This is a genomic window from Xanthomonas sp. NCPPB 1062 (genome assembly GCF_041481705.2).
GTDB classification, from domain to species: domain Bacteria; phylum Pseudomonadota; class Gammaproteobacteria; order Xanthomonadales; family Xanthomonadaceae; genus Xanthomonas; species Xanthomonas euvesicatoria.
Genome location: NZ_CM192987.1, coordinates 1,466,509 through 1,493,416 on the forward strand (window position 1 = coordinate 1,466,509; position 26,908 = coordinate 1,493,416).

The 26,908-nt window shown below is 65.4% G+C and carries 18 protein-coding genes; 11 read left to right on the plus strand and 7 right to left on the minus strand.

Features of this window, described 5'->3' with window-relative positions:
- The first annotated feature begins 2 nt into the window (after window positions 1-2).
- Window positions 3-1,139, plus strand: coding sequence for a pyridoxal phosphate-dependent aminotransferase (locus ACCQ16_RS06405; protein WP_008571138.1), 1,137 nt, complete (start codon window positions 3-5; stop codon window positions 1,137-1,139).
- A 356-nt stretch (window positions 1,140-1,495) separates the two neighbouring features.
- Here the strand turns inward: ACCQ16_RS06405 and ACCQ16_RS06410 are convergent, their stop codons facing one another.
- A complete protein-coding gene (locus ACCQ16_RS06410) occupies window positions 1,496-3,757 on the minus strand; it encodes a methyl-accepting chemotaxis protein (RefSeq protein WP_277572849.1) in 2,262 nt (753 codons plus the stop codon).
- Between the two features lie 221 nt (window positions 3,758-3,978).
- Window positions 3,979-4,263, minus strand: coding sequence for a hypothetical protein (locus ACCQ16_RS06415; RefSeq protein WP_277572850.1), 285 nt, complete (start codon window positions 4,261-4,263; stop codon window positions 3,979-3,981).
- Between the two features lie 263 nt (window positions 4,264-4,526).
- Here ACCQ16_RS06415 and ACCQ16_RS06420 point away from each other — a divergent pair, with 263 nt between their 5' ends.
- Entirely contained in the window at window positions 4,527-6,455 is a 1,929-nt protein-coding gene (locus tag ACCQ16_RS06420; protein ID WP_277572851.1) for an alpha-L-fucosidase, read from the plus strand.
- Window positions 6,456-6,621: 166 nt separating this feature from the next.
- A complete protein-coding gene (locus ACCQ16_RS06425; protein WP_372380348.1) occupies window positions 6,622-6,975 on the plus strand; it encodes a hypothetical protein in 354 nt (117 codons plus the stop codon).
- Between the two features lie 236 nt (window positions 6,976-7,211).
- Here ACCQ16_RS06425 and galA read toward each other — a convergent pair whose 3' ends face one another.
- The 4 genes from galA to ACCQ16_RS06445 form a co-directional block, all read right to left on the minus strand.
- Window positions 7,212-9,776, minus strand: coding sequence for a beta-galactosidase GalA (galA, locus tag ACCQ16_RS06430; RefSeq protein ID WP_277572852.1), 2,565 nt, complete (start codon window positions 9,774-9,776; stop codon window positions 7,212-7,214).
- The gene (locus ACCQ16_RS06435; protein ID WP_014089677.1) at window positions 9,773-10,984 is read right to left on the minus strand and encodes a glycoside hydrolase family 53 protein; all 1,212 of its coding nucleotides are present in this window, start codon (window positions 10,982-10,984) and stop codon (window positions 9,773-9,775) included. Before ACCQ16_RS06435 ends, galA begins: the two co-directional genes overlap by 4 nt.
- Window positions 10,985-11,168: 184 nt before the next feature.
- Window positions 11,169-13,862, minus strand: a complete 2,694-nt coding sequence (locus tag ACCQ16_RS06440; RefSeq protein WP_014089678.1) for a TonB-dependent receptor — start codon at window positions 13,860-13,862, stop codon at window positions 11,169-11,171.
- 515 nt (window positions 13,863-14,377) lie between these two features.
- Window positions 14,378-15,763: a helix-turn-helix domain-containing protein gene (locus ACCQ16_RS06445; protein WP_277572853.1), complete on the minus strand. Its 1,386-nt coding sequence runs from the start codon at window positions 15,761-15,763 to the stop codon at window positions 14,378-14,380.
- A 138-nt stretch (window positions 15,764-15,901) separates the two neighbouring features.
- On the opposite strand from ACCQ16_RS06445, the gene ACCQ16_RS06450 reads away from it, so the two are divergent.
- The 6 genes from ACCQ16_RS06450 to ACCQ16_RS06475 all read left to right on the plus strand — a co-directional run bounded on the left by ACCQ16_RS06450 (window position 15,902) and on the right by ACCQ16_RS06475 (window position 22,814).
- A complete protein-coding gene (locus ACCQ16_RS06450; RefSeq protein ID WP_277572854.1) occupies window positions 15,902-17,407 on the plus strand; it encodes a CoA-acylating methylmalonate-semialdehyde dehydrogenase in 1,506 nt (501 codons plus the stop codon).
- Window positions 17,408-17,417: 10 nt separating this feature from the next.
- Entirely contained in the window at window positions 17,418-18,599 is a 1,182-nt protein-coding gene (locus ACCQ16_RS06455; RefSeq protein ID WP_277572855.1) for an acyl-CoA dehydrogenase family protein, read from the plus strand.
- Window positions 18,596-19,393: an enoyl-CoA hydratase gene (locus ACCQ16_RS06460; protein ID WP_209260920.1), complete on the plus strand. Its 798-nt coding sequence runs from the start codon at window positions 18,596-18,598 to the stop codon at window positions 19,391-19,393. Before ACCQ16_RS06455 ends, ACCQ16_RS06460 begins: the two co-directional genes overlap by 4 nt.
- Complete coding sequence (locus ACCQ16_RS06465) at window positions 19,393-20,580, plus strand: enoyl-CoA hydratase/isomerase family protein (protein ID WP_277572856.1); 1,188 nt, start codon at window positions 19,393-19,395, stop codon at window positions 20,578-20,580. Before ACCQ16_RS06460 ends, ACCQ16_RS06465 begins: the two co-directional genes overlap by 1 nt.
- A gap of 150 nt (window positions 20,581-20,730) precedes the next feature.
- Entirely contained in the window at window positions 20,731-21,633 is a 903-nt protein-coding gene (mmsB, locus tag ACCQ16_RS06470) for a 3-hydroxyisobutyrate dehydrogenase (protein ID WP_031421779.1), read from the plus strand.
- 215 nt (window positions 21,634-21,848) lie between these two features.
- On the plus strand, window positions 21,849-22,814 hold the full coding sequence (locus ACCQ16_RS06475; protein ID WP_008574302.1) for a cation diffusion facilitator family transporter: 966 nt from the start codon (window positions 21,849-21,851) through the stop codon (window positions 22,812-22,814).
- 215 nt (window positions 22,815-23,029) lie between these two features.
- Here ACCQ16_RS06475 and ACCQ16_RS06480 read toward each other — a convergent pair whose 3' ends face one another.
- Window positions 23,030-25,108, minus strand: coding sequence for a 3-hydroxyacyl-CoA dehydrogenase NAD-binding domain-containing protein (locus ACCQ16_RS06480; RefSeq protein ID WP_014089681.1), 2,079 nt, complete (start codon window positions 25,106-25,108; stop codon window positions 23,030-23,032).
- 236 nt (window positions 25,109-25,344) lie between these two features.
- On the opposite strand from ACCQ16_RS06480, the gene rpoE reads away from it, so the two are divergent.
- Window positions 25,345-25,965, plus strand: coding sequence for an RNA polymerase sigma factor RpoE (gene rpoE, locus ACCQ16_RS06485; protein ID WP_003488227.1), 621 nt, complete (start codon window positions 25,345-25,347; stop codon window positions 25,963-25,965).
- Window positions 25,962-26,864, plus strand: a complete 903-nt coding sequence (locus ACCQ16_RS06490) for a sigma-E factor negative regulatory protein (protein WP_127165615.1) — start codon at window positions 25,962-25,964, stop codon at window positions 26,862-26,864. Before rpoE ends, ACCQ16_RS06490 begins: the two co-directional genes overlap by 4 nt.
- Window positions 26,865-26,908 lie beyond the last annotated feature (44 nt).

Sequence of the window (26,908 nt, forward strand, 5' to 3'; positions counted from 1 at the left end):
GCATGCCTGTACCGTCGAACAGTTTTTGGGAGCAATGGCTCACCGCGCATCGTGCCAAGCCCGAGGCCTGCGTGACCTACTCGTTGTCGCCCCCGCCGCCGTTGCAGCCGTTCCTGTCGCAACTGGATCCAGCGTCGTCGCTGGACTGGACGGGTGAGGATTACCAAGGCTTGCCCAGCTTGCGCGAGCGGGTGCTTGAGCAGTACGGCTACCGTCCGAGCTGCGATGTGGACGATGTGCTGATCACCGCCGGTGCGCAGGAGGCCAACTATCTGGCGCTGACGCAACTGTTGCGTGCGGACGACGAATTCATCATCGACGCACCGGGCTGGCAGCAGCCACTCGTACTTGCCGAGCAGATCGGTGCGGTCGCCAAGCGGGTGCACCGGACGGAAGCATCTGGCTGGGAGCTGGACATCGCGCAGCTCGAATCGCTGGTGACGCAGAAGACCAAACTCATCTTCCTGTGCAACCCGAACAATCCCACCGGGCGGGTGGAAGATGCGCAGACGGTGCAACGCATCATCGCCGCCGCAGACCGGGTCGGTGCGTACATCTTGTCCGACGAGGTCTATCGTGGACTGGAGTGGACCGGGCAGGAGACCCCGCGTATCGCAACGCTGTACGCACGCGGCATCAGTACCGGAAGCGTCTCCAAACTGCTTGGTTTGCAGGGCTTGCGTACCGGGTGGATGGTGACGCGCGACCGCGCGCTACTGAACGCGGCGATGGTGTTGCGCGAGAACACCAGCGAGATCATGAACGTGCTGGGCGAGCGCATTGCCGAGATTGCGCTACGACCGGAATACTTCGGGCCGGCGGTGACGCACTCGCGTGCTGTCGGGCAAGAACGAATCGCGTTGCTGGATCGTTTTGTCTCCGGGCAGCCTGCGTTGACATGGACGCCGCCGCAAGCCGGGCTGCTGGGACTTGCACGCTTGCATTTGCCGATCGGTGCCGATGATTTCAGCAGGCAACTGCTGGCGCCGCCATACAACACGTTCGTGATGTCCGGTGGTGCGTATGCCTGTCCGCAGCATATGCGTCTTGGAGCGGGCGGGGTGTCGCTGCCGGAACTGGAGCTGGGGCTTGCGCGGATGGCGCAGTTATTGGCGGCGATCAGGCAGGACCGGCAGTAGCCCGGCTACGGCGGCGTTCGCGTCTGGCCTGTCAGCGCGCATCAGCGAACGGGTTTTTGATACGCCATGACGTCTTCGGTGCCTGTCGTCCGTTCGACAGTGCGGGCTATGGCGGCTCAGTCCGATTTGGACGACATAACCCATGACACAGCCTGCTGCATGTTCCCGGCCTGCCTGGCGCGGAGATGCCAGTCCGGCTGCTTGCGCAGCCGGCCGTCAGTCGATGCTTGTGTGGTTGGGAAGTGCAACTGGGCGTCGCGGTGAAGCTGTCAGGTGAGTGTGGAGGGAGGAGAATCGCAAAAAATCCCGCACTGGCAAGGCCAGCCCGACGAATGGCAACGCCTCTGGTCGCGCGCTTAGAAATCCTGCCAGTCGGTAGTGTTGCCTGCGACACTCCCTATTGCCGCCTGCCTGGCCGGACGCTTGGCCGCTACTGTGGCGACGTCGTGCTTGGCGGTGGCGACTGGCTTGCGCTTGGGCTGCAGCACGGCGGGCGCAATCGGGCGTATGGCGGCCGGCCGCTCGGCTTGGATCTTGAAGATCGACACCGCCTGGGTGAGTTCGCCGGCCTGTTCTTCCATCGAACGTGCGGCAGCAGTGGCTTCTTCCACCAGCGCGGCGTTTTGCTGGGTGGTTTCGTCCATCTGGGTGACGGTGAGGTTGACCTGTTCGATGCCCGCCGACTGTTCCTGCGAGGCAGCAGAGATCTCGCCCATGATGTCGGTGACGCGCTGCACGCTGGCAACGATTTCCGCCATGGTGGTGCCGGCGGTGTGCACCAGGGTGGAACCTTCTGCCACCCGCTGTACCGAATCGTCGATCAGGCTCTTGATCTCCTTGGCGGCCGCGGTGGAGCGCTGCGCCAGCGTGCGCACTTCGCTGGCCACCACGGCAAAGCCGCGGCCCTGTTCGCCGGCGCGCGCCGCTTCCACCGCGGCGTTAAGCGCCAGGATGTTGGTCTGGAACGAGATGCCGTCGATGACGCTGATGATGTCGGCGATCTTCCTGGACGAGGCCTCGATGCCGCTCATGGTCCCGACGACCTTGCTGACGACGTCGCCACCTTGCGAGGCGACGCCGGCAGCGCCGATCGCCAGTTGATTGGCCTGGCGGGCGTGCTCGGCATTCTGGCGCACGGTGGAAGTGAGTTCTTCCATCGACGCTGCGGTTTCTTCCAGATTGGCAGCCTGCTGTTCGGTGCGCTGCGACAGATCCTGGTTGCCGGCGGCGATTTCACTGGCTGCCGCGTTGATCGACACCGCCGAGTGCTGGATGCGCCCGACGATCTCGGCCAGCTGCGTGGTGGTGGCATTGGCATCGTCGCGCATCTGCGCGAACACGCCCTTGAAGTCGCCGCTCATGCGTGCGGTCAGGTCGCCTGCAGCGATGGATCGCAGCAGCGAGGATAGCGATTGCAGGTTGCCGTCTGCGGTGGACATCAACTGGTTGAGGCTGTCGACCATGATGTGGAAGTCGTACTGGAAGCGGCTGGCATCGCCACGCGCGCTGAAGTCGCCATTGGCGGCGGACTGCGCAAGTTGCTTGATTTCCGCGTTCATCGCCGACAGGTTGGCCTTGACCTCGTTCATGGTCTGCGTAAGCACGGCTTTTTCGCCGGGCAATGCGTCCATGCTCACGCTCAGATCGCCAATGGCATAGCGCCCCATGATGCGGGCGAGCGTGGCCTGCACCTCAAGATGCGAGGCAACCAGCGCGTTGGTGTCCTGTGCCATGCGGCCGTACTCGCCGGGGAACGCATCGGCGTCGATTCGGAAGCTGATCTGTCCCTGGTCATGGCGCTTGGCCATGTCGGTCTGCGCGTGCAGCAACGACTGCAACTGCGTCTGCATGCCGCTCATGGCACGTAGCAGGCGACCGGTTTCATCTCGCGCGTTGGACTGCACCTGGTTGTCCAGTTGGCCCTTGGCAATGGCTTCGGCGGCCTTGGTGGCGCGGGCGAGCGGGTGGGTGAGGCTGCGGGTGATCAGCCAGGCAAGCAGGGCGCTGACGGTGACCACGGCGACGCCGCCGAGAAACAACAGCCACTTGGCGCGGGTCAGGGACTGCACAGCGTCGGCGTAAGCTTGCTGGCTCTGTCCTTCCTGCCGGCTGACCAGCTGGCGGATCTTGTCCTGCCATGCGGCATTGGCCTGACGCCCCGTCTCGTTGAGCAGTGCCTGCGCGGCTGCGTTTTCGTCTTTGGCCGCCAGTGCCATGACCTGATCATTGATCTTGCCGGAAATCAGGCGCTGCGCATCCATTTCCTTGCGGATCTTGCGGCCTTCTTCCGAGGTGGGCAGCGTATCGAGCTTTTCGCGCAGTTCCTTGTAGCGCTGGCGTTGCGCCTTGATCGCTTCCAACGCCTGTGCGTTGAGCGCTTCGCTGGTGGCCATGGCGTAAGTGCCCAAGGCGATCATGATCGACGAGTTGGCGTCCAGCATCCCGTTGCCCATCTGGATTTTGGCCATACGATCCAGCACGATGAAATCCAGCTGCTTCCTGGCGCTGGCCATCGAGCTCAGCCCGGTCGCGACCAGCAAGCCCGAAAGCACGATCAGCAGGCCGAAGGCGGCGCCGAGACGGCGACCGACGGAATAACGTTGAAGTAAGGCGGTCATGCAGCAGTCCCGGAATGAAGTTGATGGGCGCCGTCCGGTCAGCTGTGTGAAGAATGCATGAAGGTGGGCAGCATCGGGATAACGACAGGAAATCGTCAAACTTGACTCCCCGCGGTACCGCTCGGATTTAGGCCCGAGTTGCAACGTCGACGTTCAGACCCCAGCGCCGGCAAGCGCTGCATGACGAAGTCAAACCATGGCAGCGGCCGCTTTCTGTGCCGTCATTGCTGACCTCTGCTGTCCATCTCGTTGCGGTTGTCGGGTCTGCTGCCTGCAACCTTCCCGTGCGACAGCCGCGCATGAAGGACAGGAATGGGCGTGCTGCCGTCGACGCGCCGGGCGATCTGCTGGCCGCGCTGCGCCAGCGCGCTGCTGAAGCCGACGCTGATTTCGCATCTAGTTCCACTCGTCTCGCGGAACGCCTGATGCGAACCGTCTTCCTGGATCGTCGTCCTTACACAGAACAAGGCTGTCGCCGCGGTGGAACGACCGGCGGATGAGGGCATCCTGGAACACCCAAGGCATGCGAAGCCACGTCTCGCGCCACTGTGCCAGGTAGATTCGCGATAGGCGCGCCATCGCGTGTCTTGTTGTCCTGCCATTCGCCGTCGACCATGAACGCTTGTCGCATGCTTCCACGTTCTTCGACGCCAGCCGGGACGGCGCCAGTGCGCGTGCGGTGCTTGCATCACCATCCGTTGCTGCGGGGTAGGACGCTTCGCCGTTGGAAAAGCTAAGATCGAAACTTGTGCAAAGTCGGAAGTCGCCAATGATCGATCGTCGTACCTTTCTTGCCACGGGTGTGGTGGCCGCTGCCTCCAGCTTCGGCGCGTCGGCAGCGCGCATCGCGCAGACGCCGCGTGCCAGCGGGCCGGCGCCGTGGGGTGCGGTGCCCAGCCCGCGCCAGCTGCGCTGGCATCGGTGGGAGCAATACGCCTTCGTGCATTTTGCGATGAACACCTTCACCGACAAGGAATGGGGCTACGGCGACGAGGATCCGCGCAAATTCGATCCCAGCGATTTTTCAGCCGACCAGATCGTCGCTGCTGCGAAGGCCGGCAATCTGAAAGGGCTTATTTTCACTGCCAAGCATCACGATGGATTCTGTCTTTGGCCGACACGCCTGACCGAGCATTGCATCCGCAATTCGCCCTACAAAGACGGCAAGGGTGACATCGTCGGCGAGATGGCCGCGGCGTGTCGACGCGCCGGCCTGGCCTTCGGCATCTATCTGTCCCCCTGGGATCGCAACCACGCCGAATATGGCCGCCCTGGCTATCTGGACTATTTCCGCAAGCAGATCGTCGAACTCTGCACAGGCTACGGGGATCTGTTCGAGTTCTGGTTCGACGGCGCCAATGGCGGCGATGGTTATTACGGTGGGGCGCGCGAATCGCGCAAGATCGATGCGCCTGCGTACTACAACTGGCCACGGATGATCGAGCTGGTGCATCGGCATCAGCCGATGGCATGCACCTTCGATCCGCTTGGCGCCGATATCCGGTGGGGCGGCAACGAAGATGGCATCGCCGGCGATCCGTCCTGGCCGACCATGCCCAATGCGCCGTACACCCAGGAAAACGGCAATTCCGGCGTGCGCGGCGGGGCGCTGTGGTGGCCGGCCGAAACCAATACGTCGATCCGCCCGGGCTGGTTCTACCATGCCGACGAAGACGGCAAGGTGCGGAGCCCGGAGAATCTGGTGCGCTATTTCGACACCTCGGTGGCGCGCGGTACCAACATGAACCTGAATCTGCCGCCCGACCGACGCGGCCGCATCCCCGACCACGACGTGGCGGTGCTGCAGAGTTTCGGCGACGCGATCCGCGCCAGCTTCGCCATCGACCTGGCCAAGGGCGCCAAGGCCAGCGCCAGCGCCTCGCGCGGTGCCGGGTTCGAGCCGGCGCGCGTACTCGATCGCCAGCCGGACAGCTACTGGTCCACGCCGGACGAGGTCACCACGCCGACGCTGACGCTGGAACTGTCGAGCGCGCACAGCTTCGACCTGATCCGGTTGCGGGAGTATCTGCCGCTGGGCGTGCGCGTCACCCGCTTCGCGGTCGAAGCCGAGGTCGATGGGCAGTGGCGGCGGCTGGCCGAGGCGCAGTGCATCGGTGCACAGCGGATCGTGCGTCTGGAGCGCCCGATCGCCGCACGCCGGGTGCGCCTGGTCGTGCTCGAGGCGCCGGTCTGCCCGGCGATCAGCGAATTTGCCCTGTTCCGCGCCGTTGCGCCGGTGCCGGTCGCACGGCCGACGGCGACAGCGCCGGACGTGCTGTCCACCGCCGGCTGGCGCATCGTCGAGGCGAGCGCGCCAGGGGCGGAGACGTTGCTCGACGACGATGCCAGCACGATCTGGATCACGCCCGCACCGACGCCGGGCCATCCCGTGCAGGTAACCATCGACCTCGGCGGCTCGCGTCAGGTTGCCGGGTTCAGCCTCACGCCCTCGCGCGCAGTGATGACCGGTGCGGCGCCGCCGAAGGGCTATCGCGCAGAAACCAGCGAAGATGGCCAGCACTGGCAGCCGGCCGGCGCGGGCGAGCTCTCCAACATCGCCTATGCGCTCTCGACCCAGCGGCTGAATTTCCCCGAAGTCCGCCAGATCCGCTATCTGCGGCTGTCGTTCGCGGAGACGGCCGTGCCCGCCGAGCGGCTGGCGATCGCAGGGATCGGCGCGTTCTCACGCTTGCGATGAGAGCCTGCACTCCCGCGCGGCCGTGCGTCGCGTGGGAGGGGATTGCTGGGTGGCGACAGTTTCGTGCGTCGAAATACGTCAAGCGAAGCGATGGAGAGGGCGCTGGCCGCAGTCGCACCACGCGGTGATCTGAATCTTCAACCTGCCTTGCACGCCGCCGTTCCAGATCAGGCGCTATGGTGCGCGGCGCATTACGCAAGCGAGTTGGCTGGATATGGAACAGAAACAACACGAGTGGATGCAGGCCGTGACCGAGGCGCTCAGCGATATGCTGGCCGCGCGCGTGGCCCAGGCCACCCTGCTGGAGGCGATGCTGGTCTCGCATCCGGATCCGGTCATGCTCAGGAAGGCGTGGGATGAACTGTCGTCCCAGCGCATCGCCTATGTGGCGCAGAAGAAGGCCCTGGCCGACGACCCGCGTCCGATGGATGCCCAGACCTTGGAGCAATTTCGCGCGTGGGAAGAAAAACTCAACCGCTATTTTCCGCGCGACCCGGCTGCCGGAAGTGCACAGACCTGAGGTTGCCGGTATCACGCGAACGGTCGCGAGCTGACCGGTCAGCACTGCCGACGATGTTCTGGCAGCGGCCAACGCCCGCATGCGATCTTCTACCTGGGATCACCTGCTCGGCCATCCCCGTCAGCACACATGCCGATGGCTGGCCTTCGACTCGCGTATGGCATCGCGACGCTACCGAGGCCACCACTGGCCCAGGTAACGCAGCACGTTCCGTTGTCGTGCGCAGCGACTGCGTTTCAAGCCACCGACGCGCGCGCTCGGGTGGGCTCGGCAGGCAGGCGCAACGTGGATGCGGTCAGGCCAGGCGCGGTGGCGTGCAGCACGATGTCGCCGCTGCTGCGCGTGGTTTGCAGCAGCGCCGCACACAGGCCGTTGAATGCCTTGCGCCGCGGCGCCTTGTCGTCTTCGTGGCTGCTGGGATCGCCATTGCCGACCCCAATCAGCCGTGCAGGTCCGCGCAGCGCGAACTGCACCAGGTTGTCGGCAGTCGGTACCAGGCGGCCTTGTGCGTCGACGATTTCCACCTTGACCACTGCGACGTCTTCGGCATCGGCACGTAGCGTGTTGCGATCGCAGCTCAAGCGAATCGCCGCCGGCTTGCCCGTGGTTTGGCGACGCTCGCTGAGCACCAGCTTGCCGCCGCGATAGCCGCGCGCTTCGATCATGCCGGGCGCATAGAGCACACGCCATTCGACATGGCCGTAGGCCGGCACCTGCTGCGTGCCCTGGCTGACGCCGTTGACCAGCAGTTCCACCGCCTCGAGATTGCTGTGGCACCAGACCGCGATGCGGCCGTTGTCGTCGGGCTGCAGCAAGCCGTCCCAGTTCCAGTGCGGGAACAGATGCAGTACCGGTTCGCTGGTCCACTGCGCGCGGTAGTACCAGTAGTTGTCTTTCGGAAAACCGCAGCTATCGAGTACGCCGAATTGCGAAGCCACATTCGGCCAGCGGTTGTAGGGCGTGGGCTCGCCGCGATAGTCGAAGCCGGTCCAGATGAAGCCGCCGGCAATGTATGGGCGTTGCGCGACATAGCTCCACCAGGCTTCGGCGGTGCTGGCCCACCAGGGGTGGTCCAGGTCGTAGGCACGGGTATGGCCGCGTTGGTCGTCGCGCTGATAGTTGCCGCGCACTGACACGGTGCTGCCGGTTTCGCTGCCGTAGATCGGGATGTGGGGATATTGCGCGTGGAAGCCATCCATCTGGCTGGTGCGGTAGTTGAAGCCGACCACATCCACCACCTGGCCCACGCCATCACCGAAGCCCTTGTCCATCGCGAAGGTGGTGGGGCGGGTGGGATCGAGCTGGCGCACACGTTGTTGCATGCGGGTCACGATGCGTGCACCGCGCTCGGTCACTTGCTGCGGCTCTTCGTTGCCGAGCGACCACAGGATGACGCTGGGATGATTGCGGCCACGCCGCACCATCGTTTCCAGTTCGCCCATCGCTTCGGGGTCGGTCGACATGCGGCGGGTTTCTTCGATCACCAACATGCCGAGGCGGTCGCACAGCGCGAGCAATTCCGGCGTGGCCGGATTATGCGAGCTGCGATACGCGTTGCAGCCCATCGACTTGAGCTGGCGCAGGCGCCAGGCGTGCAAGGCGTCAGGAATGGCGGTGCCGACACCGGCATGATCCTGGTGATTGTTGGTGCCATGCAGCTTGAGCGGTGCGCCGTTCAACAGGAAACCGCGTTGCGCATCGAAGGCGATGCTGCGCACGCCGAACGGCGTCACCAGCGCATCGAGCGCGGTGCCGTCGCTGTGCACGCTGGTGGTCAGGCTGTAGAGCTGCGGGGTGTCGATCGACCACCGCGCCGCCTGCCCGAGCGGCAAGGTCTGTTCGACCACCTGCACCTGGCCGGGCGCGACCGTGATCGCTGCGCTGGCCGCCTGCGCCACGGTGCGTCCGTCCGGCGCGGCAATGCGCGCCTGCACCACGCACTGGCGTGGCGCGGTGCCGTCGTTGCGCACTTCGGTGGAGAGCTGCGCAGTGGCGTTGCCGTCCTGCACGCTGCTGCGTACGAACACACCGTCTTGCGGAATGTGGAGGGGGTCGGTCTTCTGTAGCCACAGATGCCGATAGATGCCGGCGCCTTCGTAGAACCAGCCTTCGCCCAGCGTGGCATCCACGCGGATGGCGATGATGTTGGGCTTGCCGTAGTCGAGCACTTCGCTGAGGTCGACTTCGAAGCCGCAGTAACCGCTCGCATGACGGCCGACGATGTGGCCATTGCAGAACACGATGCACTCGCGGAACACGCCATCCAACACCAGGCTGATGCGCTTGCCCAGATCGCTTGCCGGAATCTGCAGCGTGCGCCGGTACCAGCCCACGCTGTTCTCCGGGAAACTCGTGCCCAGCGGCTTGTAGCCGTGCGCGGCGGCCGGGTCTTCCTCGGTCATGAAGGCCGAGATCGGCTCCTGCCGAAATGGCAAACCGACGGCCCAGTCGTGCGGCAAGTCCACCTGCTGCCAGGCGCTATCGTCGAATGCCAGTTGCGCGGCGGTCGCGGTGTCCTTGCCGGCCTTGGCGAAGGTGCGCTGGAAGGTGCCGAACTCGAAATCGCGCGCGGCATCGCTGGCATGGCCCAGGTGGAAGCGCCAACCGAAGTCGAACAGCAGACGCTCCCGCGGTGCCAGCGCTGCATCGCCTAGCGCTGCTGTCGATACGGTGTTTTTGGCCGCAGGTGCAGCCATCGCGCCAGGCGATGCCAAAGCACCGGCTGCCCCCACCGGCAACGCGGCGCTTACCCCACTGGCCAGCATGCCGCGCAGCAACTCGCGTCGATTGATACCACTCATGGCTGCGTCCTTTTGCCGGCATCTACAGAACTCTCTGGCGCGCTCGCATCATGCTTGCCCGCGTCGGATGCACGCGATGCAGGCACACCGGTATACGGGTGGCGCATGAAGTCGATCGCCGGCAACACCTCGTTGCCGTGCTTGAAGTCGAAGAAGCTGGCGTTTTCCCACGACGAGCCGGTGCCCCAACGCGTTTTGCAATGGCTGCTGGTCCATGCCGGCTCCCAATACACCACGCCGGCGCCGCCGGTATCGATGACCAGTTGGGTGAGGTCCACCATGTAGCGCGCCTGGCCTTGCGGCGTGGCCGGGTAGCCGGCAATCAGCGAATCCTCGCCGAGCAGATTGTGCGAGGTGTCGCCGGAGTCCAGCGTCCACGGGTACGCGGTTTCCACTACCACCACATCGGCATCGTAGCGGCCGCGCAAACGCCTGATGGTCTTGCCCAGCTCGGCCATCGATTGCGTGGACCATTTACGGTAGTAGCTGATGCCGATCAGATCGAAATCGGTGACGCCGGCCTTGGTGGCGTCGGCGAACCACGGCTCCACATTTTCCGGCTGGGCGATATGCAGCATCACCCGCGGTTTGATGGCCGAGCGTACGCTCATGTCGCGCACCGCCTTGATGCCGGCGTTGAACAGCTTGGCATTGCGCTGCCAGTTGATGGGGCGTTTTTTGTCCCAGGGCGTGCTGTCCATCAGGTCGGAATTGCTTTCGTTGCCCACTTGCACGAGCTCGGGCATCAGACCGGCACGGTCGAGCGCGCTGAGCGTGTCATAGGTGAAGCCGTACAGCGTGCGTGCCAGTTCATCGGTGTCGGTGATGCTGGCCCAGGCCTTGGGGATCAATTGCTTTTCGCCGTCGGCCCAATCGTCGGAGTAGTGCAGATCCAGCAGCACCTGCATGCCTTGCGCGCGTGCACGTGCAATGGTCTTCTTGACGTCCGCCAGGTCGCTGTAGCGGGTCCAGCGCGCATCGTTCCACAAGCGTACGCGCACCAGATTGGCCCCGTGCGCATGGAACAGTTCGAACGGATCTTTGACCACGCCGTTCTCGCGGTATTGCACACCGCATTCTTCCATCTCGTTGACGTAGGACAGGTCCGCGCCGAGATACAACGTGGCCGGAGCCGGGGCGGCGTGTGCGAAGGTGGAAATGGCCAGCGCCAGGAGCGCGGGTGTCCAGAGACGGCGTGGTGAGCGCATGCAATTCCTCGACAGAGGCAACGTGGAGCGGGTGACAGCATGCCGCAGGCAGCCGTGCTGCTGCACGGCCGCTGTGCAGAGTCCAAACGTGGCTTGCAGATTGGATTCCACCTAGTAGCTGCGGTGTAATGCAGGTGCAATCAGATCGGCTGCGCAGCAGCATGTGCAGCCGATCAAGCGACGCCTAGAACTTGTAGGTTGCTTCCAACTGGTAACGGCGACCGAATACCTGGTAGCCGCCATCGTCCTGATTGGCCAGCCGGTTGGGCTTGTTGTCGGTATAGGCGCGCAACGGCTCGTTGGTGAGATTGCTGGCCTGGAAACGGAAGCCGAGCTGCTTGCTGTACTGCCAGTTCAAGCTCAGATCCACCGTGCCTTCGCTCTGCAGGCGCGCCAGCCGTGCGGCATTCCAGCCGTACACCACCGTGTAGGGGCTGTGGTACTTGTAGCCCACGCGCGCTTCGAAGGTGCCGTTGCTGTACCACAGGTCGAAGGTGCCGGTCTTGCGTGCCAGCCCGCTCAACGGCAGCGGGTTGTCTTCCGGCGAGAATTCCTTGAGGTTGGAATCGACCAGCGAATAGTTCGAGTAGACGCCGAAGTTTTCCATGTGCGGGATGAAGTAGAACGGCGTCTGGAAGGTGAGCTCCACGCCATTGATGTAGCCGCCACCGCCATTGAAAGGGGCGCTCACCAGGTAATCCAGGCCGTTGATCGTTTCGCGGTCGGTGCGGTAGCCGATGCTCGAATCCACTTCCTTGCGATACACCGCCAGGGCGGCGAGCGCTTCGGTGTGGAAGTACCACTCGTAAGAGACATCGACCTGGGTGGCCTTGAACGGGTCCAGCTGCGGGTTGCCGCCGCTGCCGGTGAGCTGGCCAACGGTCACGCTGGGGTCGTCCAGACGGCGGCCGGTGCGCAGTTCGTCCAGCGGCGGACGCGCGATGACCTTGGCCACTGCAAAGCGCAGGATGCGCTGGTCGTCGATCAGGAAATTGAGCGTGGCACTGGGCAGCACGTCGGTGTATTCCTTGCTGCCGGTGCTGGGCTGGATGGTGCTGCCGACCGAATCGAAACCCTCGCTGGTGGTCCTGGTGTTGACCAGGCGCACGCCGACATTGCCGGTGACATCGGTGCCGAACAGTTGCGAGCTGAAGACAGCTTTGGCGAAGGCTTCGCGCACGTCTTCCTTGACGTTCCAATGGTCGAGCAGTTGTTCGTCGAGCGTGTTCGGATCGAACCCGCCAAAGCCGATGCGTGCGATCTCGGCCATGTTGCCGCCGGTCAGCGTGGGCACGTTCAAGTCGGGCATGGTGACCGGGTAGATCAGGTCCTGATACGCCGAGATCGGCTGATCGTAGCCGGACTGGTTGCTGAGAAAGCGACGGTTCTGTTTTTCGCGACGCGCGGCGCGTGCGCCCAGTTCCAGCGACGTGAACGGGCCGGCATCCACGGCGCGGCTGGCGTTGAGTGCCAGCGCAGCGATCTTGTCGCGCAGCGCCTGCGGCTCGGTCTGCCCGGCAATGCCGTATTCGGGCGTGTCCGAGCTGGTGCTGATGGTGGGGGTGACGCTGCGACGGAAATCGAACGAGATGGTGTCCGGGTTGCTGCCGAAACGCACCGCCTGCCAGGTGTTGTCGCGCTTGGCCTGCGAAAACGACAGGTCGCTGCCCAAGGTCCATACATCGCCGCTCCACTTGGCGTTCAAACCGCCGGCGGTGAGTGTCTTGACCTCGTTGTAGTGGCTGACCACATGGTCGACCTGCAGGTTCGAATTGGCCAGCGTACCGGCCACCACATCGCCATCGACGATGGTGTAGGACGAGCCCGGCGTGGTGTATGGATTGGTGCTGCCGGAGAAGGTGCTGAAGGCCAGCCCGTTGAACCAGTTCTGCAACTGGTCTTCGTCGATTTCGATGCGCGAATACAGGCCGTCGAATTTCAATTCGAGATTGCCCGAGCGCCACTGCACGGTGCCCATCGCGCCGGTGCGGGTCTGGTCGATCAGCTTGAGCTGGTCGGCCGCGCCCCACGGGGTCGGGTCCACGGTGCCGTCGCCATCCACATCGCGCGAGGTGGTGGCATCGGTATAGCCCCAGCTGCCGATCGACGAGCTGGCGTTCTTCTGCTTCTGGTAGGTGGCGCCGAAGGCGACCGCCAGGTTGTCGTTTAGCTTGTGCACCCAGCTGGCGCCGAAGCGGCTGCCCCACGGGCTGTAGCCGTCCACATCCTTGGCGTGGTCGTAGAACACCGGGCCGGCGGTGCCGACGAATCCCGGGCCGGTGTAGTCGAGCGGGCTGATGGTGGAGATGTCCACGGTGGCGGCAAGACCGCCGGCGACCAGATCCGCCGACTGGGTCTTGTAGACCTTGACGGTGGAGACGATCTCGGTGGGGAACACCTCCCAACGCACTGCGCGGTTGGGCTCGGACGAGGCGATTTCGCGCCCGTTGACGGTGCCCATGGTCATGCGCGGGCCCAGCCCGCGCACGGTGGCCAGGCTCTCGTTGCCGCGGTCGCGGGTGCCATTGACGCCGGGCAGCCGCACCAGCGCCTCGGCCACGGTGACGTTGGGCATCTGGCCCATGTTGTCTGCGGAAATCACTTCCACGACATGATCGGACATCTGCTTGGCTTGCACCGCCTGATTCAGGCTGGCGCGCTGGCCGATCACGGTGATGTTGTCCAACGTGACCGGCGCCTGGCCATTGCTGGCGGCGCTGCTGGTGTCGTTGGCCGGCGGCGCGGCGGGTGCAGTGTCCTGTGCATGCGCGCCGAACGCGGTGGCCAGCACACAAGCGATGGTGGTGCACAGGATGGCGCGAACGGGCGTGCGGCGCAGGCGCCGACTGGCCGGGTGGCCGGTATGGTGAACAGGCATCGGTTGATCCCTCCCAGGACAAAGTGACCGAATACGGTGGTAGCTGCGGGTGCGGCCAGCCGCATGGAGCGGGGCGGGCGCATCTGCGCGGGTGTGGCCAGTGGTGCTGTGCTGCGTGATCGCTGTTGGTCGTTCGGTGCGTGACGCCGCACGCGCGCTGCGGCGCGCTGGCGTCCCCCCTGTCTTGCATGTGTCCGCTTCAGGGTAGAAGCGCAAGCCATTCCATTCCAATGAAGCATTTTGCGACAGCTATCTCGGCTTGGAATGCTGCGCTGCGGCACTCGCGCTTGCTTGGCCCCTGAAGGTAAGGCGGTGATGCGGCAGAAGCTTTGGGATCGGGGCGGGTGCTTGGCTGACGTGGACTGATGCGATTGCCCAAGGCTGTTGCCGCTTGTGCACGCGGCGGGAGCGCCAGAGTGGCCAATGCAACCAACCCAGGTGCAGTGGGTCTGTCATTGCGATCGCGGGCCGACGCACGGCCACGTCCGACAACCAGATCCAATTCCACCAACTCGCTAACGCGCGCGCGCCGGCAGGCGCGGCAGCGCAGGAAACGCGCGCTGCACGCAGTCGCTGCGTTCGCAGGTCAGGCAGCCCGGGCCGATCGGTACCGCATCGTCGACCGCGTTCAGATCCCAACCCCGCGCATACACCAACTGATCGGCGTGGCGCAGGTCGCAGCCCATTGCCAGGGCAAAGGTCTTGCGCGGGCGGCCATACCCGGGCGGGCCGCTGCTGACCTGGCGGGCCAGCCAGAAATAGCGCCGGCCGTCGGGCATGCGCGCGATCTGGGTGAGGATGCGGTCAGGCTGGTTGAACGCCTCGTACACGATCCACAGCGGGCAGGCGCCGCCGACATGCGAGAAATGGAAATCGGTGGCCGAGTGGCGCTTGGAGACATTGCCGGCGCGGTCCACCCGCAGGAAGAAGATCGGCAGACCGGCTGCCCCGCGCCGCTGCAAGGTGCTGAGCCGGTGACACACCGCTTCGAAGCCCACCTCGAAGCGGTCGGCCAACCATTCGATGTCGTAGCGCGAGGTTTGCGCGCTGTGCAGGAACGCGCTGTAGGGCATCACCAGCGCGCCGGCGAAATAGTTCGACAGGCCAATCCGCGACAGCGCGATGCGCTCGGCGTCCTCGAAACCGGCATCGGCAATGCGCGCGTCCAGCAGCGGCGCGCACTCCAGCAAGGCCAGCTGTGCGGCCATCTGAAATGCCTGCTGGCCCGGCCGCAAGTGCGCCGGCAGCCACAGCACGCGCGCCTGCGCATCCATCCTGCGTTTGTCGTTGTGCAGGTCGGGAGCGTCCTGCACCAGCAGGCCGTGGCGATCGGCGAGGCGTTGGCGCAGCCGCAGCGGCAGATTTTCCGGGGTCAACCCAAGTTCGGCGTAAAGCGCTTCGGCGCGCTCGTCCAGTTCCGGCAGATAGTTGTGCGCGCGGTTGAAGTAGTCGCGCACCTGCTCGCCGGGCGATAGCGATGGGATTGCCGCGTGCTCGACCCCGATCTGCAGCTCCAGCGCCGCGTTGCGTTCGAGCAGATGCTGATGGGCGCGGTGCAGGTCCAGCAGCGCCTGCGCTACCTGCGGCAGATTGCCGGTCAGCGCGCGCAGCTCGGCCGGCAACAGCGTATGGCCCAGGCTGCGCAGCGATGCGTCCAGCGGCTCGACCAGTGCGGCCGGGTCGTCCAGGTCCAGCAGGCCGTCCAGGTCGCCCAGCGCGCTCTTGAGCCGCTGCTGGATGGCCAGGGTGAGCGGGCGCTGATTGCGCTCGATCTGGTTGAGATAGCTCGGCGACAGCTCGAGCCGGCGCGCCAGCTCGGCCTGGGTCAGGCCATGGCGCTGGCGCAGCCGCTGCAGGCGCAGCCCAAGCTGGTGGCGGAGTTGAGCGTGCGACTGGGGCATTCGCAAGATTCGCAAAATTGTGTCGTCAGCTTAGCGCGATTAAGCAATAGCGGGCTGGGAATGGAGGGTGTCGATGCAAACAATGCGAAGTATTGGCCTGCAATGGCCCGATGTCCTTCTCAACAAGCGAGCCCTGCAATGAGCCAATCCGTCCCCCGCGTCTTCCTGTTGATCGATGGCGAAATGGTGGTGTCCGCCAGCACGCAGTGGCAGGACGTGGTCAACCCGGCCGACCAATCGGTGCTGGCCCAGGTGCCGTTCGCCACCACTGCCGAAGTGGATGCCGCAGTGGCGGCGGCCAGCCGCGCCTTCGTGACCTGGCGCAAGACGCCAATTGGCACCCGGGCGCGTATTTTTCTCAAATACCAGCAGCTGATCCGGGAACACATGCCCGAACTGGCTGCGCTGCTCAGCGCCGAGCAGGGCAAGACCCTGGCCGATGCCGAAGGCGATGTGTTCCGTGGCCTGGAAGTGGTGGAGCACGCCGCGGCGATCGGCAACCTGCAACTGGGCGAGCTGGCCAACAACGTCGCCAACGGCGTGGACACCTACAGCCTGCTGCAGCCGTTGGGCGTATGCGCGGGCATCACCCCGTTCAACTTCCCGGCCATGATTCCGCTGTGGATGTTTCCGATGGCGATTGCGACGGGCAACACCTTCGTACTCAAGCCCTCCGAGCAAGACCCGATGGTGACCATGCGGCTGGTGGAGCTTGCGCTGGAAGCCGGCATTCCCAAGGGCGTGCTCAACGTCGTGCATGGCGGCGAGGAAGTGGTCAATGCGCTGTGCGATCACCCCGACATCAAGGCGTTGTCGTTTGTCGGTTCCACCAAGGTGGGCACGCACGTTTATCGACGTGCCTCGCTGGCCGGCAAACGCGTGCAATGCATGATGGGCGCCAAGAATCACGCCGTGGTGCTGCCCGACGCCAACCGCGAGCAGACGCTCAATGCGATGGTCGGTGCCGCGTTCGGCGCCGCCGGGCAGCGCTGCATGGCCGCCTCCACGCTGGTCCTGGTCGGTGACGCCCGTACCTGGATTCCAGAGTTGGTGGCCAAGGCCAAGAGTTTGAAGATCGGCGCCGGTAACGCGCCGGGCACCGAGGTCGGTCCGCTGATTTCCTGCGCCGCACGCGAGCGGGTGGAAGGCTTGATCGCCTCCGGCGTGGAGCAGGGCGCCACCCTGGAACTGGATGGCCGCGCGCCACAGGTGCCGGGCTTCGAGCAGGGCAACTTTGTTGGCCCGACCATCTTTTCCGGCGTCAAACCCGGCATGCGGATCTACGACGAAGAGATCTTCGGGCCGGTGCTGGTGATTCTGGAAGCCGCCACGCTGGACGAGGCCATCGCCTTGGTCAACGCCAACCCCAACGGTAACGGCACGGCGCTATTCACTCAATCCGGCGCGGCTGCGCGGCGTTTCCAGGAAGACATCGATGTGGGTCAGGTCGGCATCAACGTGCCGATTCCGGTGCCGGTGCCATTGTTTTCCTTCACCGGCTCGCGCGCTTCCAAGCTCGGCGACCTGGGCCCGTACGGCAAGCAGGTGGTGATGTTCTACACCCAGACCAAGACCGTGACCGCGCGCTGGTTCGACGATCAGACGCTGGCCCATGGCGTCAACACCACCATCTCCCTCAAGTGACCCGATCGCCATGAATGCAGCCATCCAGCTCCACCCCAACGCGGCCGATTTGAACGGCGAGCAGGAAGCCTTCCGCGCTGCCGCGCGCGACTTCGCCGACAAGGAACTCGCCCCGCATGCAGCGCAGTGGGACGCAGAAGGTCACTTCCCGCGCGAGGCCATCGCCAAGGCCGCCGAGCTCGGCTTTTGCGGTCTCTACACCGACGAAGGCGTGGGCGGCCTGGGCATGCGCCGCCTCGATGCTGCAGTGGTGTTCGAAGAACTCGCCACGGTGGATCCGTCCACCTCGGCGTTCATCAGCATCCACAACATGGCCACCTGGTTGATCGCCAGCTACGGCACCGAGACGGTGCGCGCGCAGTGGGGCCAGGCGATGACCAGCGGCGCCAAGCTGGGCTCGTACTGCCTGACCGAACCGGGCAGCGGCTCGGATGCGGCATCGCTGAAATCGCGCGCCCAGCGCGACGGCGACAGCTATGTGCTCAATGGCAGCAAAGCCTTCATTTCCGGCGCCGGCGCAACCGACGTGCTGGTGGTGATGGCACGCACCGGCGAAGACGGTGCGCGTGGCATCAGCGCCTTCGTGGTGCCGGCCGATGCGCCTGGCATCAGCTACGGTCGCAAGGAAGAGAAGATGGGCTGGAACAGCCAGCCGACGCGCGGTGTCAGCTTCGAAAACGTGCGTATTCCGGCCGAGAACCTGCTGGGCAAGGAAGGCGAAGGCTTCAAGATGGCGATGAAGGCGCTGGATGGTGGCCGCATCAATATCGCCGCATGTTCGTTGGGCGCCGCGCAAGGCGCGCTGGATGCCGCACGTCGCTACATGGGCGAGCGGCGCCAGTTCGGCAAGAAACTGGCCGATTTCCAGGCATTGCAGTTCAAGTTGGCCGACATGGCCACGCAGCTGGTGGCCGCGCGGCAGATGGTGCACACCGCCGCGCGCAAGCTCGATGCCGGCAGCCACGACGCCACCGTGTGGTGTGCGATGGCTAAGCGCTTCGCCACCGATGCCGGCTTTGCCATCTGCGACGATGCCTTGCAGATCCATGGCGGCTACGGCTATATCCGCGAATACCCGATCGAGCGTTTGCTGCGCGATAGCCGCGTGCACCGCATTCTGGAAGGCACCAACGAGGTGATGCGCATGATCGTGGCGCGTCACCTGCTCAATGGCGAGGAGGACTTGCGATGAGCGATTGGGAAGGACGTCTCCATACCGGTCTGCAGGTCGAGCGCGATGGGCACGTGGCCATCGTGACCTTGAGCAACCCACCGGCCAACACCTGGACCGTGCACAGCCTGGCGGCCCTGCGCGACCTGGTGCGCGCACTGGATGCCGATCGCAGCATCTATGCGCTGGTGATCACCGGCGAAGGCGATAAGTTCTTCAGCGCCGGGGCCGATCTCAAGCAGTTCGCCGATGGCGACAAGGCCAATGCACGCCAGGCGGCGCGCCGGTTCGGCGAAGCATTCGAAGCCTTGAGTGCGTTCCGCGGCGTGTCGATTGCCGCCATCAACGGCTATGCGATGGGCGGCGGGCTGGAGTGCGCATTGGCTTGCGATCTGCGCATTGCCGAGCAGCATGCACAGCTCGCGTTGCCCGAAGCCAGCGTTGGCTTGCTGCCGTGTGCCGGTGGCACCCAGAACCTGCCGCGTCTGGTGGGCGAGGGCTGGGCCAAGCGCATGATCCTGTTGGGCGAACGTATCGATGCGGCAACCGCGCAGCGCATCGGCCTGGTGGAAGAGGTGGTCGGCAAGGGCGAGTCGCGCGCGCTGGCGGTTGCATGGGCGCAACGTGCCGGCAAGCAGAGCCCGGTCAGTGTGGCGGCGTGCAAGCAGCTGGTGCAGTCCACGCGCCATGGCACCCACGCAGCGGCGTTGATTGCCGAGCGCGAAGCCTTCGTCGATCTGTTCGAGCACGCCGATCAGGCCGAAGGTGTGGCTGCGTTTCTGGACAAGCGCGCGCCGCAGTGGAGCAACCGCTGATGGGGCAGGTCAGCGCAACCGACGAGGCACCGGTGCTGTTCGAGCAGCGTGCGTGCGCCGATGGGCATCGCATCGGCATTGCCACCTTGAATGCGCCCAAGACGCTCAACGGCCTGTCGCTGCAGATGACCCGGCAACTGGAGACGCAGTTGCGCGTGTGGGCCGACGATGCGCAGATCGCATGCGTGGTGTTGCGTGGCGCCGGCGAAAAAGCGTTCTGTGCTGGTGGCGATCTGCATGGCCTGTACCAGAGCATGCGTGCGCACCGCGATGCAGTGCCCGACAGTGCAACGCGACGCGCAGCGCCGCAGGCCAACGCGCAGGCGGCCGCATTTTTCGAAGAGGAATACCGGCTCGACTACCGCATCCATACCTATCCGAAGCCACTGCTGTGCTGGGGCCACGGCATCGTGATGGGCGGTGGCATCGGCTTGATGTCCGGCGCCAGCCATCGCGTGGTCACCGAACGCTCGCGACTTGCCATGCCGGAGATCAGCGTGGGGCTGTTTCCCGATGTGGGTGGCAGCTGGCTGTTACGCCGCGTGCCCCAGGGGGCCGGCCTGTTTCTGGCGCTGACTGGCGCGCCGCTGGATGCCAGTGATGCCATTTACGCGGGGCTGGCAGATGTACGCCTGGAGCATGCGCAGTACGCAGCAGTGCTGGATGCGCTGAGCGCGCACGCATGGACAGGCAATGCGGACTACGACCGCAACCAGCTCAGTGCATTTCTGCATGGCATCGCGCAACCGACCGAGCCGGGCCCGCTGCAAGTCCACGCACAGTTGATCGAACAGTTGGTGGCCGGCGAATCACTGGAGCACGTTGTCGCTGCGATCCTGGCGCTGCAAAGCGAAGACGGCTGGCTGCAGGCTGCACGTGCCACCTTGGCCGCGGGTGCTCCGGGCTCGGCACGCCTTGCCTGGGAGCTGCATCGCCATGCGGGCACCACGACGCTGGCCGACACCTTCCGTACCGAATACGTGGTCGCATTGCATGCGGCGGCGCACGGCGATTTTGCCGAAGGCATCCGCGCGCTGTTGATCGACAAGGATCGTCAACCGCACTGGCAACCGGCGTCGCTGGAAGCAGCCGATGCGCAGTGGGCCGCAGCCTTCTTTGTTGCGCCCTGGTCGCCTGCATCGCATCCGCTTGCCGATCTGGGGGCAGGCGAGCTGGGTGTGCAGTGAGTGGCTGGCAACTTGCGAAGCGCGTTCGGCTCACGCCGGATTGCAGTGCGGTTGCCATCTCTGACCTGCGTCATCGCAGCTGAAAACCGGCGGTGGCTCCGCGCGCGCAATCCGCGATGATCCCGGCCATCTGTTGAAGATGGTCCTATTTTGGAAACCGACACCATGAGCAAGATCGCTTTTATCGGCCTGGGCAATATGGGCGGGCCAATGGCTGCCAATCTGATCAAGGCCGGGCATCAGCTGCGGGTATTCGATCTCGCACCGGCCGCCCTGGAGGCTGCCTCGGCGGCTGGTGCGCATGCTGCCAGCTCCGCGCAGGACACGCTGGCCGATGCCGAGGTCGTGATCTCGATGCTGCCTGCAAGCCGCCACGTCGAAGGTGTGTACCTGGGCGAATCCGGCATCCTGGCGCAGATCCCGGATGGCGCCCTAGTCATCGACTGCAGCACCATCGCGCCGGTGTCTGCGCGCAGGGTGGCCGATGCGGCCAAGGCGCGTGGCCTGACGATGCTCGACGCCCCGGTCTCCGGTGGCACGGCCGGGGCTGCAGCCGGCACGCTGACCTTCATCGTCGGCGGCGCTGCCGATGCGCTGGAGCGCGCCCGCCCGGTGCTGCAGGCCATGGGCAAGAACATCTTCCATGTCGGCGACAACGGGGCAGGGCAGGTCGCCAAGCTATGCAACAACATGGCCCTGGGCGTGATCATGGCCGCCACCGGTGAAGCGCTGGCGCTTGGCGTCGCGCAGGGCCTGGACCCTGCGGTGCTGTCGCAGATGATGGCGGTCAGTACCGGGCGCAGTTGGGCCACCGAGGTGTGCAACCCGTGGCCCGGCGTGCTGCCCAATGCGCCGGCGTCGCGTGGGTATAGCGGCGGCTTCGGCAACGACCTGATGCTCAAGGATTTGGGCCTGGTTGCCGAATCGGCGGTGCAGGCCGGCGTCTCGATTCCGCTCGGTGAGCTGGCGCGCAACCTGTATGCGATGAACAGCCAGGCAGGCAACGGGGCGCTGGATTTTTCCAGCGTGGTCAAGCTGGTCGCCAAGATATAACAGGCGATCCGCTCGCGCCGCGGAGTGTTGGATTGGCGGTGCGAGGGGGCATGCTTCCAGAGCGTGACTTCTTTCGCCCCGCAAATAGCGCAACCACTGCGCCTTGTGCGGCCCGCCGCACGGCTCGCGTGATGTGATGTCATTACGCGCAGGTGTAATAGTCTCCGCCATCGCGTGCGCCTAAGGTGCGCGCATTGCAGCAGGCCACGACACCCATGGGACACGACCACAACCACGCACCCAGCGAAATCCGTCACGAAGCCCCCTTGTGGTGGGCACTGGGGTTGACCGCCACTTTCCTGCTGGCAGAGATCATCGGCGCATTCGTGACCAACAGCCTGGCGCTGCTGTCCGACGCTGCGCATATGGCCACCGACACCGTCGGCCTGATGATCGCGCTGGTCGCGGTGCGCTTGAGTCGTCGTCCGGCCGACGCGCGTCGCACCTATGGCTATGTGCGGCTCGAAGCGCTTGGCGCACTGGCCAATGGCGCGCTGTTGTTCGTAGTGGGTGGCTACATCCTGTGGGAGGCCGCGCAACGCTTCCGCGCTCCGCAGGACATCGCGTACAGCGGCATGCTGCTGATCGCCGGCTTCGGCCTGGTGATCAATCTGGTCGCCATGAAGCTGCTGCACGCCGGCAGCGGCGAAAGCCTTAACGTCAAGGGTGCCTATCTGGAGGTCTGGAGCGACATGCTCGGCTCGGTGGCAGTGATCATCGGTGCCCTGCTGATCCGCTGGACCGGCTGGCAATGGATCGACCCGGTGCTGGCCGTGCTGATCGGCCTGTGGGTATTGCCGCGCACCTGGGTGTTGCTGCGCGAGGCGATCAACGTGTTGCTCGAAGGCGTGCCCAAGGGGATCGACCTGGCCCAGGTGCAGCAGGCACTCACCAGCCATCCCGGCGTCGAAGACGTGCATGACCTACACGTCTGGGCGCTGGCCTCCAGCACGCCCGCGCTCACAGCGCACGTGGTGGTCAATGAGGCCACCGACCGCGACCGCCTGCGTGATGCGCTCGGCGCCCTGTTGCACGACCGCTTCGACATCGCCCACGTCACCTTGCAGGTGGAAAGCGGCCACTGCGGCACTGAACCCTGCGGCACACCAAAGCCGGCTGCAGACGCTGGCCATGACGCGCACCATGGGCACAGGCATGCGCATGGGCATTCCCATCATTAACCTCTGGTAGCAGCAGGTCGGCAGGTCATCGAATCAGCGCGTTTCGACCTGCGCAATCCACCGCACCTGTCCGGCCCTGGCGCGACATATCCAGATCGACTCCGACTGCCAGGTAATCGGTGCCAGCATCTGCACGCTGCGGCCCTGACGCAAAAAGAAGGCTGCCAACGGCAGCCTTCTTGCAAATCAGACTTGTCGATAGATGCCTGCCGGCCTCAGGCCACCGCTTCCCGCAACAACGGCGAGTCCCAACCCGGGCGCGGCGCGAAGCGTTCGCCATAGCGTGCATGCAGCGCGTGCAGGCGCTCCAGCAGCGCGTCTGCGCCGACGCTGCGGATGTACTGGATCGGGCCGCCACGGAAAGGTGCGAAGCCTGTGCCGAAGATGACCCCGGCGTCCAGCAGGTCTGCGTCGGCCACCACGCCATCGTGCAGGCAGGCCACCGCTTCGTTGAGCAGCGGCAGGATCAGGCGGTCTTCCAGATCCGCCGGTGCGGTGTAGCCGCTGGCAACCTCGGGTTTGACGGCGCGTCCGTTCTCCCACTTGTACAGGCCCTGGCCGTCCTTCTTGCCGCGCTTGCCGGCTTCCACGGTCGCCAGTGCCGCCGGGATGGGCAAACGCAGGAACGGCGCCAGCTCCGCGCCTACGCCCGCCGCCACATCCAGGCCCACGGTGTCGATCAGTTCGATCGGCCCCATCGGCATGCCGAACTTCACCGCCGTCTTGTCCAGCACCGGGCCAGGAATGCCTTCGGCATACGCGGTGGCCGCCTCGAGCAGGTAGGGGAACAGCACCCGGTTGACCAGGAATCCCGGCGTGCCGGCCACCGGCACCGGGAACTTGTCCAAGGCCTTGCAGAACGCAGCCAGGCGCGCGACGTTGGCCGGATCCAGACCATCGTGCTGCACGATTTCCACCAGCGGCATCATCGCCACCGGGTTGAAGTAGTGCAGGCCGGCAAATTGCGCCGGGCGCTGGATGTGGCCACGCAATTCGGTCAGCGGAATCGACGAGGTATTGGTCGTCAGCAAGGCATCCGGCTTGAGTTGCGGCTCGATCGATTGGTACAGATCGCGCTTTGCCTGCGGGTTTTCGATGATCGCCTCGATCACCAGGTCGGCCTGCGTCACGCCCGCGCCGGCCAGGTCGCCGCGCAGCCGCGCGGCCACTGCCGGCCGCTTGGCATCGTCCTTGACGCGCTTGGCGAACAGCTCGCCACCACGTGTCAGCGCCGTATCGATAAAACGCTGCTCGCGGTCCTGCAACGTGACCTCGAAGCCCTTGTAAGCCGCCCAGGCCGCGATATCACCGCCCATGACGCCGGCGCCGATCACATGCACATGGCGAATCGGGGCCGCCGCACCGGCTGCGTCCTTGCCGCCCAGCGCTTTCAGGCGCTCGGTCAGGAAGAAGATGCGGATCAGGTTGCGTGCGGTCGGCGTGCTGGCAAGTTTGACCACCGCCTTGCGCTCGGCCGCCAGGCGCGCCTGGATGCCGCTGCCGCCCGCCCGCTCCCAGACGTTGATCAGGGCGTAGGGCGCCGGGTAATGCTCCTTGCGCGCCTTGCGCGCCACCTGCTTGCGCATCTGCGGCGCCAGTAGTTTGCGCGCGAGCAAGGTATTGGTGGCCCACGCAGTGGCGCGCTGCTTGAACGCACGCGTGGTGCCGGCGAGCGCCAGGCTGGCTGCCACATCCACCAGCACGGCAGGCGCGGCGACCTTGTCGACCAGCCCCATCGCGCGCGCAGCCTTGGCCGATACCGTGCGGCCGGTGAGCATCAGATCCATCGCGGCCGGCGCACCGATCAGGCGCGGCAAGCGGGCGCTGCCGCCCCAGCCGGGAAAGATGCCCAGCTTGGTCTCCGGCAGCCCGATGCGGGTGCTGCCGTCATCGGAGGCCACGCGGTAGCGGCAGGCCAGCGCGATTTCGGTACCGCCGCCCATGCAGAAGCCATGAATCGCCGCGACGGTCGGGCAGGGCAGTTCGGCCAGCTTCTGGAAGACCTGCTGCCCGCGGTGGATGGCATCGTTGACCGTCCCCTTGCGATCGAATTCCTGGAATTCCTTCAGATCGGCGCCGGCGATGAAGCCGTTGGGCTTGCCCGAGCGCAGCACCACGCCCTTTGGCGGATCCAGTGCCAGCCGCTCGACCACGGCGCCCAGCTCCAGCAGCACCTCCTGCGAAAATGCGTTGACCGGTGCGCCCTGCCGATCGAGGCTGAGCACCACCACGCCGTCCTCGCGCAGATCGGCCTGCCAATGGCTGAATCGGAGCCCGTCGAAACCTGGAAGCATGCGTCTGGCCGTCCGGCAATAGAAGGAAAGGTCGTTATCATCCAGAGGTTGTTTCCTTCACGTCAAATACCCATACCTGTCGACAGGGGAGATCCGCGCGTTGCGCGCGGCGTCGCCAGCGGTGCATCGCTGCCGCTACCCTGATGCGTGACGGTCGTACGGATCGGTATGAACTTTTCTTTTCAACGGCGGTCTCATTGCCCGACTTCGGTGGGCTGACAGGAGTGCGGCCCGACATGGCCGAAGTCGATACACCTCAGGAGCTGGACCTGGAACTGGTCCGGCGCGTGCAGCGCGGCGAAAGCGCGGCGTTCGATGTGCTGGTGCGCAAATACCAGCATCGGATCGTTGCCTTGATCGGGCGCTACATCGCCGACTGGAGCGAATGCCAGGACGTTGCCCAGGACACGTTCGTGCGCGCCTACCGCGCGATCAACAGTTTTCGTGGCGACGCCCAGTTCTACACCTGGCTGCACCGCATTGCCGTCAACACTGCCAAGAACCATCTGGTTGCGCACAACCGCCGCCCGCCCACCGACGACATCGAGATCAGCGATGCCGAGCAATTCGATGGAGCGACCCGGTTGCGCGACACCGATACCCCGGAGCGTGAATTGATGCGACAGGAGCTGGAACAAACGGTGATGCGCGCGGTCCAAGCGCTACCGGAAGAACTTCGGTTGGCCATCACCCTGCGCGAGGTGGAGGGCCTGAGCTACGACGAAATCGCGCAAAAGATGGATTGCCCGATCGGAACGGTGCGCTCGCGCATCTTCCGGGCGCGCGAGGCCATCGACATCGAGCTGCGGCCTCTGCTGGAGACCGAAAGCGCTACCCGTGAGCGACACCGCGTATGAACCAGAACCCTGCCATGTCCACCACCGACAAATTCGAGCTTCACTATCGCCAGCAGCTGTCTGCGCTGGTCGACGGCGAGTTGAGCGCCGACGAGTCGCGCTTCCTGCTGCGCCGTCTGGCCCACGACGAAGAATTGGCCGGCTGCCACGAGCGCTGGCAGTTGTGCGGCGATGTGCTGCGCGGTGCGGCCAGTGCGCCGGCGCCGCTGGATTTTGCGGCGCGTGTGCGCAGCGCCATTGCCGAGGAGCCGGCACCGCAAGCGCAACCGGCGACCCGCCCTGGTGCACGTTGGCGCTGGGGCGGCGGTGCAGCGATTGCCGCCTCGGTCGCGGCGATTGCCTTGTTCCTGGCGCGCGAGCGCCTGCCCGACACCACCGCGCCGGGTGCTGCAACAACCCCCGTCTATGCCACCGCTGCGCAGCTTCCGCCCGCCTCGCAAGCGCCGCAGGGACCTGAGGCACCGAAGGTGCCGGCCGCACCGGCTCCTGGGACGCCGGATGAGGTGGCCGCGCTTGCTGCAGCCGTGCCTGCCGCTGCGCTGGCGTCTACCCGGCGCGGCGCGGCAACCCGCAATCAGCAAGTCGCACGCAGTGCGGCTGCGCGTCAGCAGCAGGCGCCGACCCGTATGGTCGCTGCGGCAGCACCGGCATCCACGGGCACCGCATCTACGGTTGCGGCGACGCCGTCCCCGTCCAACCCGTTCACGCATCCGGATACCACGCTGCAGGCACGCCCGTGGCCGCGCGCGGCCTTGTCCGGGGCTGGCGAAAGCTCGCTCAATGCCAGTTTCCGCCAGAGCCAGCCCGGCACGGCGTTCTATCCGTTCGAACCCGCGCCACAGAGCGTTACCAGCCCGGCGCCGAACCGGCCGGCGCCGGCGCAGGCCCCGCAGGACTGACCCTGTCGCCGGCCTTCATCCGTTCGGCAATCTCCCTCCCGTTA